This is a genomic window from Pararhizobium sp. P1_E7, from assembly GCF_056405855.1.
Genome location: NZ_JBFUBH010000009.1, coordinates 144,549 through 170,521, shown reverse-complemented (window position 1 = coordinate 170,521; position 25,973 = coordinate 144,549). Strand labels below are relative to the sequence as shown.

Here is a 25,973-nt window from a genome sequence, read left to right as displayed (position 1 = left end):
TTTTCAATTAAACCTCTAGCGACGTAACCCTGCCGCCTTTCCCACGGCCCGCAATACCGGGTGGTTGACACGATTAAAAAACGCCAAGGGATTATGTTCGTAGGAGAACCTTTCACCTTCGCTTAAGTGCCGCCTCAGTACCGGAAATGCCAAACCCAACACGGTACGCGCCCTTAACGACTCCCGCCCGGTTTTTACAGTTGGAAGCGTTCCGTGATCGACGGTGCGGAGCCTTCCCCCGGTCGGCTCCCCGGCGAATTGGGAAGCGGTACTTTCTTGAGAATTATTCTCCTCCGTTGATTTGCGCGACCGCGCCGCTTGGGCGCCTGCTATCCAGTAAGAGGGGGTTGTGCTGGGAATAGACTTTTCGAGTTGAGGGGAAATGAGGTAACGGCGTCGCGCACCGCTGAAACTATCATCCAAGGGCTGGCCGATGAACAAAGCTGCATCTGCAGGTGCTGGAGTTGCCAGAAATGTCTTCATAAGGGCTGTCATTACGTCAGGCCGAAAATCAATAGAGGCGATGTTCGGTCCAAGCGTCCTGCAAACATCATCGGCGAAGCATCTGGCTCCCTCATGCAAAGGAGCAACCAGGTCAAGGCGCTGCTCCGAAACGGGATTGCCACCAAAATCAGGCTTGAACCCCTCTTCTTTGCGCTTGAGAGACACCACGCTTGGAATGAGGTCACAAAGCATATGCTCCAGGACGAGCCGATTTGACAGAATGTGGTCGTCATCCGTGATTGTGCAATTTTCTGCGTAATACCCGTGTATGAAATGTCCCTGCGCGCGCCATCGTGATGCGGCTTCAAGTGTTGCGAAATAATAGCCCCTAAGTGGGCGGCCCAATAAATCTCCGAGGCTACCTTGCATATTGGCATTCCAGCCAACGTCCACGACGGCCTGTTTTTGCGAAGCACCGAAGCTTAACGACTTGAGGTAAGCCTCATAAACTGATCGTTCCTGGGCACTCTGTGAAAGAATGGTACTCGAAAGCAGTTGCAAAAGAGCCGTCAATTTCAGCTTCCAGTCGGGAACTGATTGGATGACGTCGTCAACTCCGGTAAAACCAGCAGCCTCCAGATCCACCTGCTTGATGATATTCGACGAAAGCCCGAACCTGCCTTCCAACAAGGAACGGAGCGAGGCGTGCCGGTCAACAGTTTGGTTCGCCAGTTCAACGATGTCCTGAAACGACTTGAGTTGGGCGACGCGGATGCAGCGGCGGGAGCCAAGAAGATATTTGCTCTCGATACCGGTTTTACTTTCCAGTTCGAGGCGGTCGAAGACGTCTTTGAAAATCTTGCCCTCTCGGGAGAGAAAATACAGATCCGAGGACCGGAAAAACAGAAATTCCGAAGAGCTGTGTCAAAATTCCGAAGAGTCGCGGCGAGTTACAAAAGGGGATTTATGCCAATGACTTAGTTGTGACCTAGGTCATTGAGAAGAATGGTACGGTTGGGGGGTCTCGAACCTCCGACCTCAGGTGCCACAAACCTGCGCTCTAACCAACTGAGCTACAACCGCACAAAAACAAAGCTGACGAAACACTGTCGCGCCGCGCTTTCCGGGTCAAATACGGGCAGTCCGTCTTTTTTGCAAGCCATAACTTGCCCGTAGATGTGAAAAAACCGGGTAAACAATTACCCGGCTCTTTTTGGCATGCCGCACCGGCGATGCCGGCGCTCGCAAAATCAGTTCTTCTTGAAGCCGGAGATGACCTTTTCGGCGGCATCCTTGCCGGGCTTCGTCACGGTTTCGGCAACCTTGCGGGTGGCTTCCTGCATCGACTTTGCCTGCTCCATGGCAAGCTCGGCCTGCTTGCGGATGAAGGCGGTCTGCAGTTCGAACAGTTCCGAAACCGACTTGACGCCGAGCAGCGCTTCCATGTGCGACAGCGAATTCTCGGCATTGGTGCGCAGGGCGTCGATCGCCTTGAGGCCGAGTTCGACGGTGCCGGACTGCGCGCTTTCGATGGTCGCTTCAACGGTCTTCGTTGCGTCTTCGGCGGCGGTCTTCATCTTGGAATAGGCTTCCTTGGACTGGGCGGCACCCTTTTCAGCGAAATCGCGAAAAGTTTCGGTGACCTTTGCCGGGTCGAACGAGGCAAGCGAAAAGACGTCGTCGGTTTTCTTGGTAGCCATGATCAGCGCTCCTTGGTTTCGGGCCCTCTCATGAGGCACCCGTTGTGCGATGATGTCTATATAGGCGATTTCGTTGTGCATTGCAATATATTTGTGCATCGCAACATTCATTAAAATCACCGGCATTAACCTTCTGCGCCAAAAGGCCTGTGCGTGATGGTCAGCAAGCTGGACCCTTGGCGTCCCGGCGTCTATTAATAGACTGTTAACAATCCCGTCCGTGTGACGGTTGCGCAAACCAGGTCAGCCGATGCCCGCAAAATTGTATCCCTTTATCGACATCGCCGTTCATGAGCGGGTGCGGGAGCATTTTGTCAAAGGCGACGCGGCCGTTTTGTTTTCGCCGGATATGAACCAGGTGCTGTGGTCGAATGGCGAAGGGGCATTCCTGTTCGGCCTGCCGTCAATCTACGACTTCATCGACGGTGGCGCCAATCGCAACGACGCCGCCTACCGCCAGATGGAGGCTGCAGCCCGGCAGTTGAGCCGCAGCGGCGACAGGCGGGCGTTCCTGATGCGCATCGCCTCGGGCTTCCAGCGCGCTTCCGTCCATGCGTCGGTCGAGATGATCACCGTGCAGCCGGGCGAAACCGCCATCCTGTTTGCAGCGCCCCGTACCGGCAAGCCGCTTAACCTTGAAGACCGCGCAGCGCGGATGATCTCCGGCTTCGACGATCCGGATACGCATATGGCCGTGCTCGACGGCGACGGCACCATCCTTGCCGCCTCTTCCGGTTTTGCGGCGCTGTCGATGACGCCGCAAACCTGCCGCTCGCTGGTCAGCGCCGTTTCGCGCGATAGTGACTGGCTGCTCAAGCGGCCGGTCCCGACTGGCAAGGGTCATTTGCCCGCAGCGATCGGCAAGCTGTCGGAAGACCCTGCCCTGCACCTGCTTTTCGCCGTCGAGACGATACTCGGCAATCTCGATCCGGGCGCCGATTTCCACGAGACCGAGGGTGCAGGCACACCGTCCATCACGGAAGAGCCCGCTTCATCGAGCGCGGCAGCGTTGCTTTCCGCGCAGGCAACCGTGCCGGACGATGTCATCGACGAGATCGAACAGATCGAGGAAATCGCGGCGGAAACAGATGATTTCATTGAAGCGCCCGGCCAGACAGAGACCGATGCCGAAACCGCAGAGCTCCTGCCGGGGCTGCGCGCCGATGAGCCCTCTGCACAAGCCACAGCGGCAGTAGCCGAAACCGGCGACAGTCTCGCCGGGGCCGAGCGACGCGAAGCGGTTCCAGAGGAGCCGGTTTCCGAAACACCGCAGGCCGATGTCGAAACGGATGCCGCGCCGGGCGCGATTGCCCTGGGTGAACCGGAGTTTGCCCCACAGGACGATGCTTCCGCCAATGCGAACGGCAAAGACAGTGCCGAGGCTACGGAACCGGTCGACATCATCCCGCAAGGCGTGCCGGGCGAAGAACCCGGCACCGCGGACATGGCGCAAGGTTTCGTCTTCAATCCCAACAGCCGGGCTATCCGCTTCGTCTGGAAGATCGACGCGGACGGCCGTTTCAGCGAGATTTCCGAGGAATTCGCAACCGCCGTCGGCCCTGCCTCCGCCGATATTTGCGGACGCAGCTTCACGGAGCTCGCTGGCCGCTATCACCTTGACCCCGGCAATACGATCAGCGAGCTCCTGAAGCGGCGCGATACATGGTCGGGCAAGACCATCTACTGGCCCGTCGAAGGCACCAGCCTGCAGGTTCCGGTCGATCTGGCAGCCCTTCCGACCTATTCGCGCAACCGCGAGTTCGACGGTTTCCGCGGCTTCGGCATCGTCCGCGTCGCCGATATGGCCGATGACGAACAGGCCATCGGCCTGACGTTTGGCACGCAGCCAGCCGGTGAAGGGGATGCCGCGGACGGGATGGATGGCGCAGCGCAGGATCTGCTGCCCGCCGGTCAAGAGGCAGTGGCAGGCGATGCAGCCGCAAACGATGCGATCGCAGAAGACCATACAACCGAACACAACGAAGATGCAGATAATCAAAAGGACGTTTCGGAGTTTGCGCCGGAGCTGACGGCATCGGAAGACGACGTCGGTGATCTGGCGACCGTCCCCGGCGTCGGCCAGCCTGTGGCTGACGAGGATCCGGAAGACCCTTTCCGCGGCGAGCTTCCGGCGCTGAAACTGGTCCAGACCCCGGGGCGCCGCACATCGGACAAGATCGTCCAGCTCGACAATCACCGCCCGCCGGGCACGGAACCGTTGAGCCGCAGCGAACAGGCGGCGTTTCGCGAGATCGCGCGTCAACTCGGCGAGAGTTTCGGCAAACGTCCGAACGAAGACATGCCTGTCGCCGAAGAGGGGCCGGTCAAAGACGAAACCGCAGCGGGCAATCCGCTCCATGACGATGCCTCAGCGAAAACCGAAGCGGCCGGCGAGGATGGCCGTGCCGGCATCGAGGCTGTTGCAGAACCGGTCACCAGGGATGTCCTGCCCGAGGCGCCCGCCCCGATCGTGCCGGCGCGCACCAGCGCCAGCAGCCGCCTGACGCCGGAAATCCTCGACAATCTTCCGCTCGCTCTTCTGGTCCATAGCGGCGACGATCTGTTTCACGCCAATTCCGAGTTTTTGGCGCTGACCGGTTATGCCGATCTTAACGAACTGCGCGAGGAAGGCGGGATCGATGCCCTTTTCGCAGGCGACGAGGATGGTCTTGTCGACTTGCCGGATGGCGCGATGATGCTGATCCGCAACGACGGCCAGCTCGTGCCGGTCGCAGCCCGGCTCCAGTCGATCCGTTGGGAAGACAAGAACGCGCTGATGATGGCGCTTTCGGCGGCGCTGCCAGCTCCGGTGTTTCCCGTTGCAGAGATCCAGCCCGCGACCGCCGTCGAAGAGCCCACGGAGGCGCCGGAAATCCAGGCGCTGCGCATGGAGGCGGAAGAACTCCATTCCATTCTCGAGACCGCAACCGACGGCGTCGTCGTCGTCGGTGCCGAGGGTGAAATCCGCTCGCTCAACCGCTCGGCGAGCGCCCTGTTCAACTATGACGACGGCGAAATCCGCGGCAAGCCGTTCGCCATCCTGTTTGCTCACGAGAGCCAGAAGGCCGTTCTCGATTATCTCGCCGGCCTTTCCGGCCACGGCGTCGCCAGCGTCCTCAACGATGGCCGCGAAGTCATTGGCCGCGAGGCCTCCGGCGGCTTCATTCCGCTCTTCATGACCATGGGCCGCCTATCCTCCTCCAACGGCTTTTGCGCCGTCATCCGCGACATCACCCAGTGGAAGCGGACGGAAGAGGAACTGCGCAACGCCAAGCGGGCCGCCGAAACGGCCAATGCCCACAAGAGCGATTTTCTCGCCCGCGTCAGCCACGAAATCCGCACGCCGCTCAATGCGATCATCGGCTTTTCCGACATGATGGCGAGTGAGCATTTCGGCCCGATCGGCAATCCGCGCTATGTCGAATATGCAGGCGACATCGGCCGCTCCGGCCGCCATGTTCTCGATATCGTCAACGACCTCCTGGATATTTCGAAGATCGAGGCTGGCGAGATGGATCTCGAATTCACTGCCGTCGAGATCAACGACGCGGTGTCGGAGGCTGTCTCCCTGGTACAGCCGCAGGCCAACAGCCAGCGTGTGATCATCCGCACCTCGCTTTCGGGCTCGGTTCCGAACGTTGTTGCCGACAACCGCTCGATCAAGCAGATCGCGCTGAATATCCTGTCCAACGCCATCCGCTTCACCCCGTCGGGCGGACAGATCGTCGTCTCGACCGCCTATGAGGCCAATGGCAGCGTTATCCTGCGCATCCGCGACACCGGCGTCGGTATGACCCGCACCGAACTCGAACAGGCGATGAAGCCGTTCCGCCAGGTGACGACCGGGGCGCGCAAGCGCGGCGACGGCACCGGCCTCGGCCTGCCGCTGACCAAGGCGATGGCCGAGGCAAACCGGGCCCAGTTCTCGATCAACTCGGCACCCAACGAAGGCACGCTGGTAGAAATTTCCTTCCCGTCGCAGCGGGTTCTGGCCAACTAGCCAACGTCTGGGAGTATGGGCACTGCGGCAGTCACGAAGCGGATGATCGCGGCTGCCGGTTTTGCTCGCGCCAGGACGCCGGGCTGAGGGATGTCACCCGCCGGAACTCGCGATTGAAGTTCGATTTCGTCTGAAAACCGCATTCGAACATGGCTGATGTCACCGACATGTCGGTTTCGCGGAGTAGCCGGCAGGCTTCGGCAATTCGAAAATCGTTGATGTACTGTGAAACGTTCTTGCCGGCGTGCCGGTTGACCGCGCCGGATATCTGCCGGGCCGGTACGCCTGCACGCCGCGCCAGCCGCGACAAGGTCAGGTTTTCATCGCGCGACAATTTTTGCTCAGTCAGCAAACGATCCACCCGCTCCAAAATCTCGCGATCCTGTGCTGCCTGGGACAAGAGATGATCATCATTGGCGACAGGCGCCGGGGCCGCCCGCTCGCGGGCGGCGACAAGGGCGGTTACACCCAATAGAAATAGCCCCAGAAGGCTCGCGTTGCCGACGAGTAGAGCTGTATTMTCCCCCTTGCTCCACTTGAAATCCAGGACAATCGCAAGGTCGAACAAGGCAGACAGGCAAAGCGATGCGGCGGCGAGAAACAGAGCGCGATGTGCCGCAAAGACACCTTCCAGACGCGCTTCGTCCAACGCATCGGTGCCGCTGCGGGCCAGATTCAGCAGCGCCAGAGCGTATCCAACGAACAGCACGATCAAGGCAACGTCGATCAATGCGGGCGCCAGCAGTAACAGCGCGACCATGCCGAAGGGTGGGGCGGCATGAAACCAGCTGATCCTGCTCACCCCTGCCTCATCGTGTTGGGTCAGGCTGCGGAAACTTGCCCATACGAGGGGCGGTAGACCGCTTGGCAAAATAGGCAGCACGTATCGCAGTTCCTCAATGCCGTAGCCCCATCGCAAACCGACGATAATCGATTGCACGGCGCACAGACCAACCAGGGCAAAGAACGGCCGATTTCCTTTCGAGGGCTCCGCCCCACGCAGCATCGCGGCGAGCAGGATTAGAAGCATCAATGCGACAACGAACGGCAGCGGCACGAAGATCAAGACATGTCCTTTAAGTGGCTATCAACCGGCCAATGGTGGCCCATATCGCGATTCGGGACGACCTGAATCGTGATTGAGGAAGCGGTGGGCCATGCAACTGGGATCATTAGCGGGTTCTTCGCAACCAAGTGAGATCCTGATGAACCTTTTCCAGATTTTTTGCTCCGTCGTCCTTCCCGTCACGTTCACCGTTCCCTGCTATGCAACTGAGGTTGGTATGCGTGAAATCAAAGTGGCCGCACCCGAACGCGGCCGCGATCTTGCGGTCACGGTGTGGTATCCCGCCGAAGCTGGTGGCGAACCTGCTCTTGTTGGTGACAACAAGATCTTCAAGGGCGCGCCGGCCTTTCGCAACGCACCGATCGTCAAAGGATCCTTTCCGCTGGTCGTGATGTCGCATGGCTCGGGCGGCCGCATTGAAGGCATGACCTGGCTTGCCACCGGGCTCGCCAAGGCCGGCTTTGTCGTTGCCGGCCCCAATCATCCCGGCACGACCAGCGGTGACTCGACACCAGCCAACACGCCGAAACTGTGGGAGCGCACGCAAGATCTGTCGGCGGTGATCGACGCACTCACGACAGACACGAGTTGGAGCAGCGCCATCGACGCTGACCGTATCGGGGTTGTCGGCTTCTCGCTTGGAGGGGCGGCCGCCACGGAGATCGCCGGCGCCCGGGCAAATCTCGAGGCCTTTGCGCGCTACTGCGACACCTACACGAAATGGGATTGCGCCTGGTTCGCAGGCGGCAAGGGGTACGTCAACGACGAACCGGTGAAGGTTGAGAAAGTCGATCTGCGGTCGATCGACAAGGCGCGCTTCGAACAATCGAACCTCGATCGCCGCGTTCAAACCGCCGTTCTCGTCGACCCGGGACTCGCCCAGGCCATTGAAGCGGAGAGCCTTAAAGAGATCGCGATACCGATGAATTTCATCAATCTCGGCAGCGCCGGAACCATGCCCATGGCGGTGATCGCCGACCGGCTGGCGGCTCTGTCGCCACAGGGATCCTATGCCACCGTGACCGATGCCGACCATTTCAGTTTTCTGCCGGAATGTAAGCAAGGCGGTGCCGAATTGCTAAAATCATTCGGAGAAGTCGATCCAATCTGCTCGGATAGCAGCAACCGGTCGCGCGCAGATATCCATGCAGAACTCACGCACCTCATACAGGACGCTTTGCAGAAGACTCTCAAAGACCGCCAGTAATACGTGGCATCTTGCCTCCCGAAATAGCGGACAAAAAAAAGAGGCAGCTGAGAAGCTGCCTCGATAAGTTGAATGCTAAAACAGGTGCTCGAGAAGTAGTGACATCATGTCTGCGCCGGCATCTCTGCCAAAGCCACCCTCACATCGGGTGGCCTCAAGTTGAGATCAACATGCGCTGCCATTCGTAAACAAAACCTTTCCACGAAACCCGCGAATTTTAAGCATTGGCGGCAAAGACCAAAGCCTTGGTTAATTCGGCAAGCGCGAAATCGTTAACGCGGCGAGGTCAGTTTCCAAGCTCTGCAAGGTTTGCGTAGAGATCGAGCGCTTCCGGATTGGCCAGCGCCTCCTTGTTTTTGACCGCCCGGCCATGCACGACTTCGCGCACGGCAAGCTCGACGATCTTGCCGGATTTGGTGCGCGGGATATCGCTGACGGCGATGATCTTTGCCGGCACGTGACGCGGTGAAGCGCCGCTGCGGATCCTCGCCTTGATTGCCTTGACGAGATCGTCCGTCAGTACGACGCCCTTCGCCAGCCGCACGAACAGGATGACGCGGACATCGTCATCCCAGTCCTGACCGATGCAGATGGCTTCAGCCACCTCGTCCATCTGCTCGACCTGATTGTAGATCTCGGCCGTGCCGATGCGCACGCCGCCCGGGTTGAGCGTCGCGTCCGAGCGGCCATGAATGACGATGCCGCCGTGCTCGGTCCACTCGGCAAAATCGCCGTGGCACCAGATATTGTCGAAACGTTCGAAATAGGCAGCCTTGTATTTGGCGCCTTCCGGATCGTTCCAGAACATCACCGGCATCGAGGGAAACGCTTTCGTGCAGACGAGCTCGCCCTTTTCCTGGCGCACCGGCTGGCCATCGTCGTTCCAGACATCCATGGCAAGGCCGAGCCCCGGCCCCTGGATTTCGCCGCGCCAGACGGGCTTCAGCGGATTGCCGAGCACGAAGCAGGAAACGATGTCGGTGCCGCCGGAAATCGAAGCCAGCTGGACGTCCGGCTTGATGCCCTCATAGACGAAGGAAAAGCCTTCCGGCGACAGCGGCGAGCCGGTCGAGGTCATCAGCCGAAGCGACGACAGGTCATGCGTGGAGACCGGCGTGAAGCCGCCCTTGCGAACCGCGTCGATATATTTCGCCGAAGTCCCGAAGATGGCGAACTGCTCGTCGCGAGCGTAGTCGAACAGGACATTGCCGTCCGGATGAAACGGCGAGCCGTCGAAAAGACACAGCGTCGCCCCGAGCGCGAGACCGGACATCAGCCAGTTCCACATCATCCAGCCGCAGGTGGTAAAATAGAAGAGCTTTTCGCCCTCCCTCAGCCCGCAATGGAACCGATGTTCCTTCAGGTGCTGCAGCAAAGTGCCGCCAGCCGAATGGACGATGCATTTCGGAACGCCCGTGGTGCCTGACGAAAAGAGAATATAGAGCGGATGCGCGAATGGCAGCGGCAGGAATTCAAGCGTTTTTACGGTGAACGGCGCGACGAAATCGGCCAGTGTCATGCCGGCCTCAACCGAAGCCGCGAGCGCTTCCGCGTCGCCGGCATAGGGAACGATCAGCGTGGGAACGCCAAGCTTCCTGGTCACAGCCTGCACCTTGGCGGCAACATCCTGACGCTTGCCGGCGTACCAGTAGCCGTCGCAGGCGATGAACAGCCTGGGCTCGATCTGGCCGAAGCGGTCAAGCACGCCCTGCTCGCCGAAATCCGGGGAACACGACGACCAGATGGCGCCGATGGATGCAGTGGCCAGCATCAAAGCAAGGGTTTCGGGCATGTTCGGCATCATCGCCGCGACGCGGTCGCCCTTGCCGATACCCTGCGCCTTCAGGGCCTGCTGCAGCCTGGAGACCAGCGCCCGCAGCTCATCCCAGGACATGCGCGATTGCACCTTGTCCTCACCACGGAAAACCAGCGCGTCGCCGCTGCCGCTGTGGCGCAGAAGATTTTCGGCAAAATTGAGGGTTGCGTCGGGAAAGAAGCGCGCCTCCAGCATGACGTCGCCGTTGATCAGCGCCCGTTCGCCACGATTGCCGATGACGCCGCAATGCTCCCAGACCGCTGTCCAGAAATCGGCCCGCTCGGTGATCGACCAGTCATGGAACGCATCATAGTCCCCAAAAGTCCTCGAAAAGCGTTGTCCGCACCAGTCGATGAACGCCTTCATCGGCGTCTGTCCGATGAATTCTGCCGACGGTATCCAAAGAGGCCGATCTGACTGCATGTTTTCCTCCGTTTCCCACGCCAGCTTCTATATCATGCTGCGACGCAAGATAAACAGGCGGCGTAAACGATGGCTGTGGCAGTTGCGACATTTCGCGTGTCAACCGTTTGATTTCTGAGCGACGAAAGCCTATCCAGTGGCCTTTCAAACCGATTGAAAGTGCGCCGGACGGCCATGAGGCAATTCTTAACCACCGCCAGCAGGAAAATCGGATGGCGCGCATTTTTCCTCTCGCGCACCGTCGCGTGGCTGCTTGTCGGCGCGGTCGTCCTCACGGCCCTGTTTAAAATCGCTCTGCCTCTGTTCGTCTCGACGGCCAGCGTCAAGACGAACATGGAGGACGTGCTGTCTTCCTGGACGGGCGCGCGGGCAAATATTGCCGGCGATCCGCAAATCAGCTTCTGGCCGCACCCGGTCTTGACCTTGCGCGCCGTCACCTTCGAAGGCGGCGATGCGGCCGCACCGGAACTCCTGGCGAAGGCTGACGCGATTGCCGCCGGCTTCGATATCCTGGCAGCACTGCGCGGCACGCCGGTCTTCTACGATTTCCATCTGGTCAATCCGGTTTTCAAGGTGGAGCGCAGGCTTGACGGCACGTTCAACTGGCGGCGCGCCGGCTGGATGGCCGATGCCGTCGCCGACGCTTCGGGCAAGACACTCTCCACCGCCCGCAATACACCCATCGGCGACATCGAGATCGTCAACGGCACGCTCGAACTGACCGACCGCGTCTCGTCCAGCGTGTATCGCGTCGGTGCCATCACCGGCTCCGTGCAATGGCCGACCCCGACCACACGGATGAGCGCAGACCTCTCGGCTCTCATGAACGGTGAAAAGGTTCAGTGGTCCCTCAGCTGTGATGAACCGCTGATGCTGCTTTCGGGCCAGAACAGCACGTTCCAGACGTCGTTCAATTCCATGCCGCTGACCCTCAGTTTCGACGGCAATGGCAACGGTTCAAGCCATCCCTTTGCCACCGGCCAGCTTCAGATCAAGGCAAAATCGGCCGGTGCGCTGCTGGCCTGGTTCAAAGGCGATCCGCTGCCGCTCGCGCCCACCGGGTCCGTCACCATTGACACGAGCATGACCATATCTGCGCAGGCTTTGAAGATGGACAACCTGTCGCTGACTCTTGATGACGCCAATGCGACCGGCGTCCTCGGCATCGCCTGGGACCCTGCACGCGGCCCGCGCATCGATGGCACGCTCGCCTTTGACCGGATTGACCTGGCCGCGCTTTTCTCATCGGCTTTGCCACTCCCGCTGCAACCCGGTCCGGTGAGTGGGCCGGATATGGCGTTGCTCAAGCAGATCAGTCTTGATCTTCGCCTTTCGGCGCAGGAGGCAAGTTACGGTCCGGCCGCCCTGACGAATGTCGCCGCCGGTATCATGGTGGAAAATGGCCGCGCTTCCATCGACATCGGTGACGGCACCTTTGCCGGCGGCTCGATCAGCGGCCGCATCGCCCTTGCCAATGGCGGCGTCGAGGGTGGACAATTGCAGTTCGCACTAAAGAATGCGGATCTCGCGCCCGTTGCCGCCAGGCTCGGCCTGACGGGCCCCTTGCCGCTTGGCCGGGGCGTGCTGAGCGTCGACCTGTCGACCGCCGAACCCCTGTCGAAAATGACGGCGGACGGGGTCTCCGGAGAATTTCGCTACTTCGCGAACAATGGCACCATGGTGAATTTCGACGTGCCGGAATTCGAGCGGCTTGCGGCACAGGGCCATGTCTTCAACCTCAGCCATGCCACCAATGGTTCCTTGGCCTTTACCCGGGCGGAGATCGCTGCAACCTTGCGCAAGGGCGTTGTCGAACTGACCACGGCGGACATCAGCGGCGAAGGACGAACATTGTCTGTTGCCGGCATCATTCCATTCAGGAACGGGAAACTGGCGCTTGCCGGCGCCATCCGGCCTGACGATAGCCCGGCGTCCGCCATTCGCTTCTATGTCGAGGGATCCTGGCCGAGCCCGGTCATTTTCCCCCTGCCCGCGGTCCCGGCGCAACCATGACCGCCGCATTCCAAGACACCGACAGCGCCGCGCATCATTCACGTCGCGCAAGGTCGCTGTAGCACCTTAAATCTGCTGCATAATTTTTCCCTAAATCGATTCCGATTTCAGGAATTATGCGAGTAGAACAACCAGCTCACGCCGTATTCACCTCAATGCGCGAACGCCGCCTGCTCGTCCTTGACCCGCTGGATTTCGCGGCTGCGCGAGACCATCGACGCGATCAGCACGCCGATGGCGACGACGCCGATCAGGATTGTGCAGACCGCGTTGATCTCGGGCGTGACACCCAACCGGACCTGGCTGTAGATCCGCATCGGCAGCGTGGTGGCTCCGGGACCTGAGGTGAAGCTCGAGATCACCAGATCGTCCAGCGACAGCGTGAAGGCAAGCACCCAGCCGGAAAAGACCGCCGGCGCGATGACGGGCAAGGTCACCTGCAGGAAGGTCGCCACCGGCGTCGCACCCAGGTCCATCGCAGCCTCTTCGATCGAGCGATCGAAGCTCAACAGACGGGATTGCACCACGACGGCGACGAAGCACATGGTGAAGGTGATGTGCGCCAGGGTCAGCGTCCAGAAGCCGCGATCAAAGCCGATGGCGACGAACAGAAGCAGCATCGACAGGCCGGTGATGACTTCCGGCATGACCAGCGGCGCGTAGATCATTCCGGAAAACAGCATGCGGCCGCGAAAGCGCGTGTAGCGGGTCATAGCGAGTGCTGCCAGCGTGCCAAACACGGTTGCCACCGTCGCCGAGATCAGGCCGACGCGGACGGTAACCCAGGCGGCATCCAGAAGCGCCTGGTTGTGCAGCAGCTGCACATACCATTTGGTCGAGAAGCCCGCCCAGACGGTGACCAGCTTGGATTCGTTGAAGGAGAAGATCACCAGCAACACGATCGGCAGGTACAGAAAGGCGAACCCGAGGACGATGGAGGCGATATTGAAACGGGACCAGCGCTGCATGACTATCTCCCCTCGCCGTCAGCCTTGGCCTGGGCATGCTGGAAAAACATGATCGGCACGACGAGAATGAGCAGAAGAATGGTCGCCACAGCCGCTGAGACCGGCCAGTCGCGATTGGCGTTGAATTCGTTCCACAAGGTCTTGCCGATCATCAATGTCTCGGACCCGCCGAGCAGGTCCGGGATAACGAATTCTCCGACGGCCGGAATGAAGACCAGCATGCAGCCGGCAACGACGCCGGGCATCGACAGCGGGAATGTGACGCGCCAAAAGGCGCTGATCGGCGTGCAGCCGAGATCCTGGGCTGCCTCCGTCAGGCTGTGATCCATCTTTTCCAGCGACGAATAGATCGGCAGCACCATGAACGGCAGGTAGGAATAGACGATCCCGATGTAGATTGCCCAATTGGTGTTGAGGATGATCAGCGGCTGATCGATCACGCCAAGCGTCAGGAAGAGCTGATTGAGCAGCCCTTCCGGCTTCAGGATTGCGATCCAGGCATAGACGCGGATCAGGAAGCTCGTCCAGAACGGCAGGATCACCAGCATCAGCAGCGTCGGGCGGATGGTGTTGGGTGCCTGCGCCATGCCATAGGCCACCGGATAGGCGATCAGCAGGGTCAGGAATGTCGAGACCGCGGCGATCCATAGGCTGGAGCCGTAGGCCTTGGCGTAGAGCGCATCCTCGGTCAGCCAGATATAGTTATCGATCGAGAACTGCTTGATATTGTCGATGAACCCGGAAATGCCGGACGCCAGATCGAACACCGGCAGATAGGGCGGCATGGCGACGGCGGTTTCCGACAGCGAAATACGGATGACGATGAAGAACGGAATGAGAAAGAAGAACAGCAACCAGGCATAGGGGATGATGATCACCAGCCGGTTGAACAGGGCCGATCCGAATTTTGCCATGGCTTCAATCCTTCAGCACGACGCCGGCATTTTCATCGAATGAAATCCAGACTTGCTGGTCGTAGCCGAGCGGGTCCTCGATAGCGCGCACGGCGTTCATCGATGAAGCCTTGATCACCTTGCCGTCCTTCAACTTAACATGGAAAACCGTCATGTCGCCGAGATAGCCGATATCCCAGATTTCACCCTCAGCGGCATTGAGCGGCGCGCAGCCGGGCCGGTCGCGGCCGACACGGATCTTTTCCGGCCGGACGGCAAATCCGGCCTTGGTGCCGACTGCTGGCGGTTCGGACGAGGCGACGCGCACCGTAAAGCCGGTTTCCGTGGCAATCTCGACGGTGCCGTTACCCGCTGACGAGACCGTACCATCGAAAATGTTCACGTCGCCGATGAAATCAGCCACGAAACGCGAGTTCGGCGCCTCGTAGATTTCCGGCGGGGTCGCCACCTGCACGACCTTGCCATGCGCCATCACGGCGATGCGATCGGCCATGGTCATCGCCTCTTCCTGGTCATGCGTGACGACGACGAAGGTGAGGCCGAGTTCCTGCTGCAGGTCCATCAGTTCGAACTGGGTTTCCTCGCGCAGCTTCTTGTCGAGCGCCCCCAGCGGCTCATCCAGCAAAAGCACCTTCGGCCGCTTGGCAAGCGAGCGGGCCAATGCCACGCGCTGGCGCTGGCCGCCGGAAAGCTGATGTGGCTTGCGCTTTGCGAACTTGTCGAGCTTGACCAGCTTCAGCATCTGGTCGACGCGTTTGGCGATATCGGCCTTCGGCATACCATCCTGCTTGAGACCGAAGGCGATGTTGTTTTCGACCGTCATATGCGGAAACAGCGCATAGGACTGGAACATCATGTTGACCGGCCGCCTGTAGGGCGGGATGCCGGCGAGGCTTTGCCCGTCCAGGATGATCTCGCCCGAGGTCGGCTGTTCGAAGCCGGCCAGCATGCGCAGCAACGTTGACTTGCCGCAACCCGAAGCACCCAGCAGCGCGAAGAATTCGCGCGGGTAGATATTCAGCGACAGGTCATCGACCGCGACGAAATCCCCGAACTTCTTGGTGACGTTCTTGACGGCGATGAACGGTACGGAATTGGGATCCGCCCAAGGAGAAAAGGAGCGCCGGATACTGCCTAGTGACTTCATCATCTATCCCCGAATGACACGGACAAACGGCGCCGTCCCCCAGCGCCACAAAAGAAAATTGCCCGGATTTTCAAGGATCCGGGCAATTCTTTGGACTTACTGGCCGGTGACCACTTTGGTCCACATGCGCGTCAGCACGCGCTGCGATTTGGCGTCGAACGGCGTCGTCGTGAAGAGCTTCTTCATCACCTCTTCCGGCGGATAGATTGCCGTGTCGTCCATCACTTCCTTGCTGATGAACTGCTGCGATGCCTTGTTGCCATTGGCGTAGAAGACGACGTCGCTCGCCTTGGCGATGACTTCCGGTTTCATGATGTAGTTCAGGAACTCATGTGCTTCGGCAAGGTGCGGCGCATCGGCCGGAATGGCCATCACGTCGAACCACATCTGCGCGCCCGTCTGCGGAATGGAATAATCGACGGTCACGCCGGCCTTTGCTTCCGCCGCGCGATCGCGCGCCTGGAAGATATCGCCGGAATAGCCAAGCGCAAGGCAGATATCGCCGTTTGCTAGCGCATTGATATATTCGGAGGAATGGAACTTGCGGATATAGGGCCGGATCTTCAGCAGCAGCTCCTCAGCCTTGGCAAGGTCTTCCGGCGCATGGCTGTCGGGGTTGAGGCCGAGATAGGCGAGTACCGACGGTACCACGTCGGTCGGAGAGTCAAGGATGTGAATGCCGCAATCCTTGAATTTCGCCGCAACCTCCGGCTTGAACAGAACGTCCCAGGTCGGCTTCTCGTCGGTACCGAGAATAGCCTTCACCTTCTCGACATTGTAGCCGATGCCGGTGGTGCCCCACATGTAGTCGACGGCGTATTCGTTGCCCGGATCGTAGGTCGCGACGCGGCTGGTGATCACGTCCCACATGTTGGAAAGGTTCGGCAGCTTCGACTTGTCGAGCTTCTGGAAAACGCCCGCTGCGATCTGCCGCTGCAGGAAGGTCGCCGTCGGAACGACGACGTCATAGCCGGTACCGCCGGCAAGAAGCTTGGTTTCCAGAATCTCGTTGGAATCGAAGACGTCGTAGACGACCTTGATGCCGGTTTCCTTGGTGAAGTCTTCCAGGATGCTGGCATCGATGTAATCGGACCAGTTGTAGACGTTGACCACACGCTCCTGGGCGGTGGCAATCGTTGCGGATCCGGCAAGGATCAACGCGGCAAAGGCAGTGGCAATCGAACGCGACATGGAATTCCCCTTGGTTTTTATTGGGTCAGTCCAGGCACGCCGCCGTCGCCTACCTGTCTGTCCCTCCGTATGCGCGTTTGGAACGTAGGCATGTTTTCCAACAACCACAAGCGCTTTTACTGGTTCCACCCGAACCATTCAGCGCCATCTCAAATTTTGGGATAAATGGCAAAAGCCGAACCTTTTCAGTGCAGCATGGCCGCATGCCCGCCGACCCGGCCTGGCCTTGGCGCGGATTAACCATAAGCTTAAATCGATCCTGAACCACGGCGTTTACGATTGCTTAACCATGCCCGGAATGCGATTTTGCGCCGCAACGGTTATGCGTTCGGAGTTGGCCATCATGAGTGCGAAGTCGCAGCGGATCGATCCACGGGAATTGAAGCGGCTGTCGCTGCTGCAGCCCCACAGGACGCTACTTGCCATCGGTTTCGACTGGGCTCTGATCGCAAGCGCCATCGCCTTCAGCAAATATATGCAGCATCCACTTGCCTATCTCGCCGCCGTGCTCGTTATCGCCGGCCGGATGCATGCCTTCGGCTGCCTGATGCACGAGGCCGCCCATTACCGCATCATCAAGAACCGCAAAGTCAGCGACTGGATGAGCGACCTTTTCTTGGCATGGCCGATCATGGCGACCGTCGACGGCTATCGCATGAACCATCTCGCCCATCACCAGCACACCAATACCGAGGACGACCCGGACTGGGTTTCCAAGCTCGGCATGGCGCAGTTCACCTTTCCGCAGAAAGTCTGGCGCGGCGTGGTGCAATTGCTCGGCTACCTCGTCGCGGTGAATTCGGTTCGCGATATCCTGCACATGGCCAAGCGCATCGCCAAGCACGACCGCTCGACCCGGACCTACAAGCTGCTGCGCATCAGCTTCTACGCCGCTGCTGCCGTGATCTTCTCGGTGTTCGGGTTGTGGACGGATTTCACCCTCTACTGGCTGATACCGTTCTTCACCTTCTTCTGCCTGTTCCTCTACGTGCGAAGCGTTGCCGAGCATTTCGGTAGCATGGACTATTCGGACGAGCTGGGCAGCTCGCGCACGGTCTATCCCCATCTGTGGGAAAAGCTGTTCTTTGCGCCCCACAACATCAACTATCACCTGGAGCACCACCTTTATCCCGGCGTTCCCTATTACAACCTGCCGGAACTGCATGCGGTGTTGATGAAGAACCCCACCTACGCCAGCCGGGCCCATATTACCCACGGGTATACGACCGGCCTTGCCTGCGAGTGCTTTGCGCCGGACGCGCCCCTGCTGCCGGCCCATCATCCGGTCAGCTACTGATTACTGGAAATCAAACGCGCTGAGGCCGGTCACCATCTCGTCGAGCCCGAGCGGCCGGGTGAGCGGCGGCTCGGCCCGGGCAAGACAGCCCTGCCGCTCGCAAAGTCGGCAGGCGGTGCCGCCGGCGACCGTCGCAAGCGGGGCGCCGCCATAGACGGTCTCAGCCGCCTGGCTTGCGTCGCAGCCGATCAGGATGGCGGTGCGGCGAACGCGCTCCTGAAAATTGGCCCGCGGCCCCTCGACGGTCCGGGCGATGGTCAAAAACTCCCCGCCTCCGGAAATCTCCACCCGCTCGGCCAGAACCTGACCGGCCTGGGAAAATGCCGTGTGGACATTGAGTTTCGGACAATTGCCGCCGAAACGCGCCTGCGGAAAGCCTGACGCACCGGCCTTGCGCAACCGGTTGCCGGCATGATCGATCTCCATCAGGAAGAACGGCAGTCCAAAAGCACCGGGACGCTGCAGCGTCACCATCCGGCTTGCCGCCTGCTCGAACGAGACCTGGAACCGGGCGCTGAGCACATCGATATCGTATTTCGCCCGCTGCGCTGCCGCCAGAAACCCGCCATAGGGCATCATGATCGCGTGGGCGGCATAACGGGCCAGCTCGAAGCGGCCGATGCGCCGGGCCTCGCCCGTCGAAAACGCAAGCAGCTGAAGATCCGCCGCAATCGCTTCCGCAATGGCGATCTGCGCGGCTTCCATGGCGATCTCCCGCAGCTGATCCTGGGCGGACAGCCGTTCGGAGAGAAACAGCCGCATGGAATGGCGGTCGAAACGGCGGCGCAGGTCCGGCATGACATGTACGGGCAACGTCCGGACAGTCAGACCATGCTCCTTGCGCAACCAGACTTTCAACGCGCCTGAAAGATCGTCACCGGGCGACAACTGCGCATGGAATGCTTCGGCAGCCTCATCGATCCCGGCAAAATAATGCGGCCTGTTTTCGAAGATGTCGCGGACCTCGTCCATCGGCAGGCGCGCATCCGACAGCGCCGCCATGTGCCCCTGGCCGGAGAGGAGCGCGCTCAGATCCTTCAGCCTGAGGGATTGTTCGCGATAGGCGCGGTACAGCTTGAGCACACCCATCGCGGCATTGGGTGCGGCCTCCGCCACTTCGATCAACTCCTGATCGCCCGGCAACTCGCCCGACAGCAGCGGATCGGCGAACACCTCGCGCAATTGCGTGACGCTGCCGGTCGCCTCGCCCTGCAACTCGTCGAGATCGACCTTGTAGACCGAGGAGAGCTTCAACAGCAGCTGCACCGTCAAGGGCCGCTGATTGCGCTCGATCAGGTTCAGATAGGACGGCGAGATGCCGAGCGCCTCCGCCATCGCCGTCTGCGTCAGCGACAACCCATTGCGAATGCGCCGCACGCGGGCACCGGCAAAAATCTTGTTCTCAGCCATTTGTCATGCCTTTTACAATTTTTACCGAGAACCATCGGTTTACAGAATTTACAAAATTACAGAACCCTTTTGTAAAAGACAAGACATAATAACCCTTTTCGAGGAAGCAATAATCCTTTTGTTCTGGCGGCATTGTGCGCTGCATTGTAAAGCTAGTCACATCAAATTCGACAGATGAACGGTGTTAAACCAAAGTCGAATACCGTTTCGAAAACTGCAGGAGGATGCTTATGACTGATTTTTACAACCTCGTTCCCGGCGCCCCACAAGGGCGCTTCGACGGTCTCGACCGGCCCTACACGGCCGAAGACGTCAAGCGGCTGCGCGGCTCCGTCCAGATCCGGCATACGCTGGCCGAAATGGGCGCCAACCGGCTGTGGCAGCTGATCCACGAGGAAGATTTCGTCAATGCACTGGGTGCCATGACCGGCAACCAGGCGATGCAGCAGGTCCGCGCCGGTTTGAAGGCGATCTACCTTTCCGGCTGGCAGGTTGCCGCCGACAGCAACACCGCATCGTCGATGTATCCCGACCAGTCGCTCTATCCGGCCAATGCCGCACCGGAACTGGCAAGGCGCATCAACAGGACATTGCAGCGCGCCGACCAGATCGAAACCGCAGAGGGCAAGGGCCTTTCGGTCGATACCTGGTTCGCCCCGATCGTTGCCGATGCCGAGGCCGGTTTCGGCGGACCGCTCAATGCCTTCGAGATCATGAAGGCCTTCATCGAGGCGGGTGCTGCCGGCGTCCACTATGAAGATCAGCTCGCATCGGAAAAGAAGTGCGGCCATCTCGGCGGCAAGGTTCTGATCCCGACGGCGGCCCACATCCGCAATCTCAACGCCGCGCGTCTCGCTGCCGACGTCATGGGCACGCCGACATTGGTCATCGCCCGCACGGATGCGGAAGCGGCCAAGCTTCTGACTTCCGATATTGATGAGCGCGACCGGCCCTTTGTCGACTATGACGCCGGACGCACAACAGAAGGCTTCTATCAGGTCAAGAACGGCATCGAGCCCTGCATCGCCCGCGCCATTGCCTATGCGCCGCATTGCGACCTGATCTGGATGGAGACCGGCAAACCGGATCTCGAACAGGCTCGCAAGTTTGCCGAGGCTGTGCACAAGGCGCATCCGGGCAAGAAGCTTGCCTATAACTGCTCGCCGTCGTTCAACTGGAAGAAGAACCTCGACGATGCGACGATTGCCAAGTTCCAGCGGGAACTGGGCGCCATGGGCTACAAGTTCCAGTTCATCACGCTCGCCGGTTTCCATCAGCTGAACTTCGGCATGTTCGAACTGGCGCGCGGCTACAAGGACCGGCAGATGGCTGCGTACTCGGAGCTCCAGGAGGCGGAATTCGCCGCCGAGGTCAACGGCTACACAGCGACCAAGCACCAGCGCGAAGTCGGCACCGGCTATTTCGACGCCGTCTCGATGGCGATTACCGGCGGCAAGTCATCGACCACCGCCATGCATGAATCGACCGAACACGAACAATTCCGCCCGGCGGCGGAGTAGTTACTCCCCTCCCTTCCGAAAGGCGGGGAGGAAAACCGAAAATACCCTTCAAGAACCCCATACAAGAGGAGAAATGCGATGACAGTCCAGACACGCGTCAAGGAACGGGCCGAGGAACAGTCCTCGGCCATGACCCCGGAACAGCAGGCAATGATCCGCATGGTCGCCAACGACCTGCACAGGCTCAACCAGGCCGTCATGAAGGCCGTGGACGCCGGCGTCTCCGTCGAACTCGTCCGTTCGGCCCGCCATCATGGCGGCGAAGGGAATTGGGGCGATCTTCTGATCCCTGTCATCGTCACGCAGGGGCGCGGTTGAAGGGAAGAGCAGCCGCACCCATGAAACCGGCGGGGCAAACCCGCCGGTTTCTCTTATCGACCGAGGCGACAGCGCCGCGCAGCATTGATGACGCACGGCGCTGTAGCACTTTAAATTTGCTGCATAATTTTCCTTGAACCGATTCCGGTTTAAGGAGTTATGCAATAGGCCTCGACATCGCCGGGCGAATGTCAGATCGTCCGGCTGGGGCGCCTTCCGGCGATGAGGTCGGCATGGCTTTTCAACAGCCGGTAGAGCCGATCGCTGACGGTGCGGATTTCGCGGCGGTGGCGATCCTCGCTGTTGGTGACGATCCACTGGCTGTGGCGAAGGGATTTCAGCTCGTCGCCAGCCCGCTCCAAGCCCGGTTCGAGATCGCCAACGAAACAGGGCAACACCGCCTGGCCGGCGCCGGCGCGAACCAGATCAAGCAGCGAACGCGGCCGGCTGACAATGACAGCGATCGCAGTACCGGCGTTTTCATGCGGCCAGCGCAAATAGGGCGAGATCGCATCTTCCTCTGACACCGCCAGCCAGGAAGTCGCAAGGCCATCCGGCGCATTGCGCTGACGATAGGCCGCATAGGCCACCTCGCCTGCGTGGCGGCGGGCAAGATTTGGCTCATCCGGCAGCACCGCGCGGATTCCGACATCGTGCTCGCGATGCGCCAGCGTCGCCCGACGCTCCGAAACGGACATATCGAGCCGGAAACCATCCCTGTCGCTGCGGATCGCCTGAATATTCTCGCAGACCAGCCAGGTTCCCCAGGTGCCGGCCATCAGTCGGACCACCGATGCGCCATGCGCCTCCTGCCGCCAGCCATCGACCTTGCGAACGACGGCATCCATGGCCTGCAAATGCTCGAACAGAGCCTGCCCGTCGGCCGTCAGGCGATAACCGGTCTGGCTGCGTGAGAACAGCTGCCGGCCGATCCCCTGCTCAAGCTCGAGCACCCGGCGGCCGACCGTGGCCGGGCTGAGACTGCTGGCCTGAGCAGCGCCGGTCAGCCCGCCATGGCGCGCGACAGCCAAAAATATCTGATAGGCATCCCAGGCTATGTCTTTCATAATTGAAAAACATAGTCCGGTTTCTTGCGTTTATAAACTGATTTCTGAAGCATAGGTTTGCGGCGTTAACGGAGCGCGGCCAAGCCGCCTCCTCATCCCAGATTGAAGAAAGTTGGCAGCGGGACATCCGGTCCGGCCACGGCTTTCTGTTGCCGAAGGAGACCTGCGATGCCAGAGATGATGGGAATAGTTTTGTTGGCGGACTTGCTGGCGAAAGACGGGCGCAAGCCGCACGAATTTCAGGAGGTGATCAACCGGAACCGCCTGTCCAGCAGGGTTTCTGCGGCTGTGAAGCAGTTTCGCCTGCGCTGGACGCGATAACCCGGCAAATGAGGAGCCCGGCTGTCCTGCAACGCCGGGCTCTCCTGGTGTCTGGAATGTCTGCCTGATCAGGCCGCGCGACCGACCCGCCGGCGGGTATCGGCCGGCTCCAGGCGGAACTGTTCGACCAGCATCATCAACGTATCGGCCTGGTTGGCGAGTTCGCGGCTGGCGCTGGTCGCCTGATCGACCATGGTGGCGTTCTGCTGGGTCATCTGGTCCATCTGATTGACGGAACCATTGACCTCGTGCAGGGCGGCGGCCTGGTCGCGGCTGGCGGTGGCGATCATTTCGACATGGCTGCTGACCGAGACGATCTGCTGGCTGATCGAGGCAAGCACCGCGCCAGTTTCCTGAACCAGTTGCGATCCGGAATTGACCTCGTTTGCGGACTTGTTGATCAGGCCCTTGATCTCGCGGGCGGCTCCGGCCGAGCGCTGGGCTAGCTCGCGGACTTCCTGCGCAACCACTGCAAAGCCCTTGCCCGCATCCCCGGCGCGCGCAGCCTCGATACCGGCATTGAGCGCCAGAAGATTGGTCTGGAAGGCAATTTCATCGATGACGTCGATGATCTGTTCGATCTGGCGCGAGGCATCCTCGATGCGGCCCATGGCGGCGATGGCATTGCTGACGACGACGGCCGAGCTGTCGGCACTCTTCTTGGTATGGGTCACGGCGACATTGGCCTCGTGCGCCCGTTCGGCCGACGAGCGGACGGTAACGGTGATCTGATCGACGGCCGCTGCCGTTTCTTCCAGAGACGCGGCCTGCGCCTCGGTGCGTTTCGACAGCGAATCCGCCGACGCGTGCATGTCGTTGCCGCTGCGCTGGATCGACAGGGCATTGTTGCGGATCTGCAAAAGCGTGTCCTGCAGGCGAACCAGCGAGCCATTGAAGTCCATCCGCAGCTGTTCGAGGCGGCCGGTGAACGGCGTTTCGATCTGCTGGGAAAGATCACCCTGCGCCAGACGGCCGAGACCGGCGGCGAGCTGGCTGACAGCGAAATCGATCTGGCTGTCGAGCGCGCGCTTTTCCGTGTCGTTGCGGGTACGTTCGGCGTCGGCCTGCGCGCGCTGCTCCTCGCTTTCAGCTTCGATGCGCACCTTGGAAAGCGCGTTTTCCTTGAAGATGCCGAGCGCCCGGGCCATGTCGCCGATCTCGTCGCGGCGGGCACCACCGTCGATCGAGGTATCCAGCGCACCGTCAGCCAGACGGCGCATGGCAGCGGTGATCTGGCCAATCGGGCCCTTCAGCGTCAGTACCAGCGCGCCGCCGGCCAGAAGTGCGATCAGGATGCCAACGACGGTTGCGAACACGGAAACCTGATTGGCCTTGTCGCGTTCGACCGAAGCTGTGGTCTTCTGGCCTTCGGCAAAGGCCGTCAACTGACCCCAGATATTGTCGATTTCGGCCGCGGCCGCCGTAAATTCCGCCTCGCGCTTCTGGCTCGTCGCGACCAGAGCCATGCTGTCCCGATCCATCTTCTCGATGATCGGCTTCAGCGAGCCCACCAGATCGGTGAAGAATTTCAGGTCACCGGCCGTCTGTGCCAGGCTCTGGACGTCCTGCCCCATGATGGAGAATTCGCGGGCCAGGCGCTTGCGGCCTTCCTCATCGGATTTTTCAAGGAAGCTCGCAGCCGCGATGCGGATGGAATAGACCGAGTTGACCAGCTTGCGGGTATCGGTGAGCACGGTCGCTGCCTTGACCAGCGGCGCGTCGAGCTTGCCGAAGGTGGCGGTGGCATCGCGCATCTTCACGGTCGCGGCGGTCTGAAGCTGGATGCTGTTCTGGCGGAAGCGGGCAACCAGCCGGCCAACCGCAGTGGCGTTTTCTTCGCTCAGGTCGCCCGTATCGATCAGCGCCTTCATCTCGGCAACGGTCGTCTTGAACGTCTCGGCAACCGCCTTCTGGTTTGCCGGCAGGCCGGAAGCGATCTTGCGCTGGACCTTGGTCAGTTCGCCATAGGAAGCACCGGCAAGCTTGATTTTCTCTTCCGGCGTCGCAGCCTTGGCAAAGGCCGACATGAAGGCGACGAGCGTATCGCTCGACGACGTCAGCCGGTCGGCTTCCCGCAGGATCGATTTTGCCGCCTCTTCATCCTTGCGGACCATGCGCTCCATCTTGGTCGCTTCTTCCAGCACCTTCATCTGCTCGCCGAGCAGGCTGCCGAGGCTGGCGGAGATGGATTTGCGCAGCGCCACCTCTTCCTCATAAAGCGTCCAGAGCTGGCCGACGCGGTCACCGATCTTGGTGCTGCCCTCAACGGCTTCCTGCAGCTGCAGGCGGCCCTCCTCGTCGCTGACCTGTGCCAGCGTATCCGACAGCACCACCTGCTGCGCTTCCAGCTTTGCGACAACCGCCTGCCGGGTTTCCTCGGATGTGTTCTGAAGGAAAGCGTTCATGCCGGCATAGACATCCTTGAAGCCGCTCAGCGACTGGAGAACGCTGTTCGATATCTCCATCCGTCCCTGCAGCAAGCCGGACGCATAAAGCCCGGTAATGCCAACGGCACAGATGCTGACGACGAAGGGCAGGATGAACAGCAGCACCTTGGTCTGGATTTTGAAGCGGGCAAGAATCTTGTCGATGAACATGAACGCACCTTGGCTCGCAGCCTGCGTCCGCCCTCCTCAAGCCGTGAAAGGCTTCCCCGGTGCGCCAACAAGCTGGTGAATTTGACTGATATCATACGGCGCATCACCGTCAGCCTGCCTGGCATTCATTGCATGACCCGCCTCTTCGCCGAGGCAAAATCACGGCAGACTCCGTTGCGGCACAGTCTTCGATGGGAACGATTAATATTTGAATAAGTACGACTTAAATCGTTTCAGTTGCACCGCATAAAGGGAGTGCCCGGCCTTGGGGCGCAGACGTGCATCACTTGGCTCGCGAGCAAGGGTGCAACGAAAAGCCATCAGCGCGACACAGGCGAAACGCTGGGGATTCTTGGGTTCAGAAGGACCAGAAGGAAGGAAGTGCAGCGATTGCGGCAAGCGCGCAAAGGGCGATCGCGGCGGCTCGGATCAGCAGCGACTTACGCGTGCTTTCATCCACTTTCGCAATGGCGATGGCTTTGGAACGGCTACGTGACTGATTCATGGCATCATGTCCTTTCGACCTGAAACAACAATAGACCCGGATGAGCCGG

At 60.3% G+C, this 25,973-nt stretch carries 20 protein-coding genes and 1 tRNA gene; 8 read left to right on the top strand and 13 right to left on the bottom strand.

The genetic code is table 11. The annotated features are described in order from the left end of the window. Window positions 1-15: 15 nt before the first annotated feature. Window positions 16-1,017, bottom strand: a complete 1,002-nt coding sequence (locus AC1D17_RS13015; protein WP_477565812.1) for a hypothetical protein — start codon at window positions 1,015-1,017, stop codon at window positions 16-18. Between the two features lie 24 nt (window positions 1,018-1,041). Here AC1D17_RS13015 and AC1D17_RS13010 point away from each other — a divergent pair, with 24 nt between their 5' ends. Beyond that, window positions 1,042-1,425: a hypothetical protein gene (locus AC1D17_RS13010; RefSeq protein ID WP_477565811.1), complete on the top strand. Its 384-nt coding sequence runs from the start codon at window positions 1,042-1,044 to the stop codon at window positions 1,423-1,425. A 25-nt stretch (window positions 1,426-1,450) separates the two neighbouring features. On the opposite strand, the gene AC1D17_RS13005 is transcribed toward AC1D17_RS13010, so the two are convergent. Both AC1D17_RS13005 and AC1D17_RS13000 read right to left on the bottom strand, forming a co-directional pair. After that, window positions 1,451-1,527: transfer RNA gene (locus AC1D17_RS13005), tRNA-His, on the bottom strand. A gap of 167 nt (window positions 1,528-1,694) precedes the next feature. Then, complete coding sequence (locus tag AC1D17_RS13000; RefSeq protein ID WP_264220420.1) at window positions 1,695-2,144, bottom strand: phasin; 450 nt, start codon at window positions 2,142-2,144, stop codon at window positions 1,695-1,697. Between the two features lie 250 nt (window positions 2,145-2,394). On the opposite strand from AC1D17_RS13000, the gene AC1D17_RS12995 reads away from it, so the two are divergent. Beyond that, window positions 2,395-6,144: an ATP-binding protein gene (locus tag AC1D17_RS12995; RefSeq protein ID WP_477565810.1), complete on the top strand. Its 3,750-nt coding sequence runs from the start codon at window positions 2,395-2,397 to the stop codon at window positions 6,142-6,144. Between the two features lie 31 nt (window positions 6,145-6,175). Here AC1D17_RS12995 and AC1D17_RS12990 read toward each other — a convergent pair whose 3' ends face one another. Continuing rightward, window positions 6,176-7,201, bottom strand: coding sequence for a helix-turn-helix domain-containing protein (locus AC1D17_RS12990; RefSeq protein ID WP_477565845.1), 1,026 nt, complete (start codon window positions 7,199-7,201; stop codon window positions 6,176-6,178). Between the two features lie 148 nt (window positions 7,202-7,349). Here AC1D17_RS12990 and AC1D17_RS12985 point away from each other — a divergent pair, with 148 nt between their 5' ends. Continuing rightward, complete coding sequence (locus AC1D17_RS12985; protein WP_477565844.1) at window positions 7,350-8,417, top strand: alpha/beta hydrolase family protein; 1,068 nt, start codon at window positions 7,350-7,352, stop codon at window positions 8,415-8,417. Window positions 8,418-8,703: 286 nt separating this feature from the next. Here the strand turns inward: AC1D17_RS12985 and AC1D17_RS12980 are convergent, their stop codons facing one another. Next, window positions 8,704-10,656 carry an acetoacetate--CoA ligase gene (locus AC1D17_RS12980; RefSeq protein ID WP_477565809.1) on the bottom strand — a complete coding sequence of 651 codons (1,953 nt, stop codon included), beginning with the start codon at window positions 10,654-10,656 and terminating at the stop codon, window positions 8,704-8,706. Between the two features lie 174 nt (window positions 10,657-10,830). Between AC1D17_RS12980 and AC1D17_RS12975 the strand changes: the two genes are divergently transcribed. Beyond that, window positions 10,831-12,669 carry an AsmA family protein gene (locus AC1D17_RS12975; protein ID WP_477565808.1) on the top strand — a complete coding sequence of 613 codons (1,839 nt, stop codon included), beginning with the start codon at window positions 10,831-10,833 and terminating at the stop codon, window positions 12,667-12,669. A gap of 152 nt (window positions 12,670-12,821) precedes the next feature. On the opposite strand, the gene AC1D17_RS12970 is transcribed toward AC1D17_RS12975, so the two are convergent. The 4 genes from AC1D17_RS12970 to AC1D17_RS12955 form a co-directional block, all read right to left on the bottom strand. Further along, window positions 12,822-13,637 (bottom strand): ABC transporter permease, encoded by an 816-nt coding sequence (locus tag AC1D17_RS12970; protein WP_477565807.1) that lies wholly within the window; start codon window positions 13,635-13,637, stop codon window positions 12,822-12,824. A 2-nt stretch (window positions 13,638-13,639) separates the two neighbouring features. Continuing rightward, window positions 13,640-14,551: an ABC transporter permease subunit gene (locus tag AC1D17_RS12965; protein WP_477565806.1), complete on the bottom strand. Its 912-nt coding sequence runs from the start codon at window positions 14,549-14,551 to the stop codon at window positions 13,640-13,642. 4 nt (window positions 14,552-14,555) lie between these two features. Then, the gene (locus AC1D17_RS12960; protein WP_477565805.1) at window positions 14,556-15,698 is read right to left on the bottom strand and encodes an ABC transporter ATP-binding protein; all 1,143 of its coding nucleotides are present in this window, start codon (window positions 15,696-15,698) and stop codon (window positions 14,556-14,558) included. A 96-nt stretch (window positions 15,699-15,794) separates the two neighbouring features. Further along, on the bottom strand, window positions 15,795-16,889 hold the full coding sequence (locus AC1D17_RS12955) for a polyamine ABC transporter substrate-binding protein (protein WP_477565804.1): 1,095 nt from the start codon (window positions 16,887-16,889) through the stop codon (window positions 15,795-15,797). Between the two features lie 343 nt (window positions 16,890-17,232). On the opposite strand from AC1D17_RS12955, the gene AC1D17_RS12950 reads away from it, so the two are divergent. Continuing rightward, window positions 17,233-18,186, top strand: coding sequence for a fatty acid desaturase family protein (locus tag AC1D17_RS12950; protein WP_477565803.1), 954 nt, complete (start codon window positions 17,233-17,235; stop codon window positions 18,184-18,186). Here AC1D17_RS12950 and AC1D17_RS12945 read toward each other — a convergent pair whose 3' ends face one another. Then, entirely contained in the window at window positions 18,187-19,596 is a 1,410-nt protein-coding gene (locus AC1D17_RS12945; RefSeq protein WP_477565802.1) for a helix-turn-helix domain-containing protein, read from the bottom strand. It abuts the gene before it with no gap. Between the two features lie 230 nt (window positions 19,597-19,826). Between AC1D17_RS12945 and aceA the strand changes: the two genes are divergently transcribed. Both aceA and AC1D17_RS12935 read left to right on the top strand, forming a co-directional pair. Further along, entirely contained in the window at window positions 19,827-21,116 is a 1,290-nt protein-coding gene (gene aceA, locus AC1D17_RS12940; RefSeq protein ID WP_477565801.1) for an isocitrate lyase, read from the top strand. A 78-nt stretch (window positions 21,117-21,194) separates the two neighbouring features. Continuing rightward, on the top strand, window positions 21,195-21,434 hold the full coding sequence (locus AC1D17_RS12935) for an SMc00767 family acetate metabolism repressor (RefSeq protein ID WP_037119629.1): 240 nt from the start codon (window positions 21,195-21,197) through the stop codon (window positions 21,432-21,434). 191 nt (window positions 21,435-21,625) lie between these two features. Here AC1D17_RS12935 and AC1D17_RS12930 read toward each other — a convergent pair whose 3' ends face one another. After that, entirely contained in the window at window positions 21,626-22,501 is an 876-nt protein-coding gene (locus tag AC1D17_RS12930; RefSeq protein ID WP_477565800.1) for a LysR family transcriptional regulator, read from the bottom strand. 168 nt (window positions 22,502-22,669) lie between these two features. Here AC1D17_RS12930 and AC1D17_RS12925 point away from each other — a divergent pair, with 168 nt between their 5' ends. After that, the gene (locus AC1D17_RS12925; protein ID WP_477565799.1) at window positions 22,670-22,822 is read left to right on the top strand and encodes a hypothetical protein; all 153 of its coding nucleotides are present in this window, start codon (window positions 22,670-22,672) and stop codon (window positions 22,820-22,822) included. A gap of 68 nt (window positions 22,823-22,890) precedes the next feature. Here AC1D17_RS12925 and AC1D17_RS12920 read toward each other — a convergent pair whose 3' ends face one another. Both AC1D17_RS12920 and AC1D17_RS12915 read right to left on the bottom strand, forming a co-directional pair. Next, on the bottom strand, window positions 22,891-25,419 hold the full coding sequence (locus AC1D17_RS12920; RefSeq protein WP_477565798.1) for a methyl-accepting chemotaxis protein: 2,529 nt from the start codon (window positions 25,417-25,419) through the stop codon (window positions 22,891-22,893). A 358-nt stretch (window positions 25,420-25,777) separates the two neighbouring features. Further along, window positions 25,778-25,924 carry a hypothetical protein gene (locus AC1D17_RS12915; RefSeq protein ID WP_477565797.1) on the bottom strand — a complete coding sequence of 49 codons (147 nt, stop codon included), beginning with the start codon at window positions 25,922-25,924 and terminating at the stop codon, window positions 25,778-25,780. Between the last annotated feature and the right edge of the window lie 49 nt (window positions 25,925-25,973).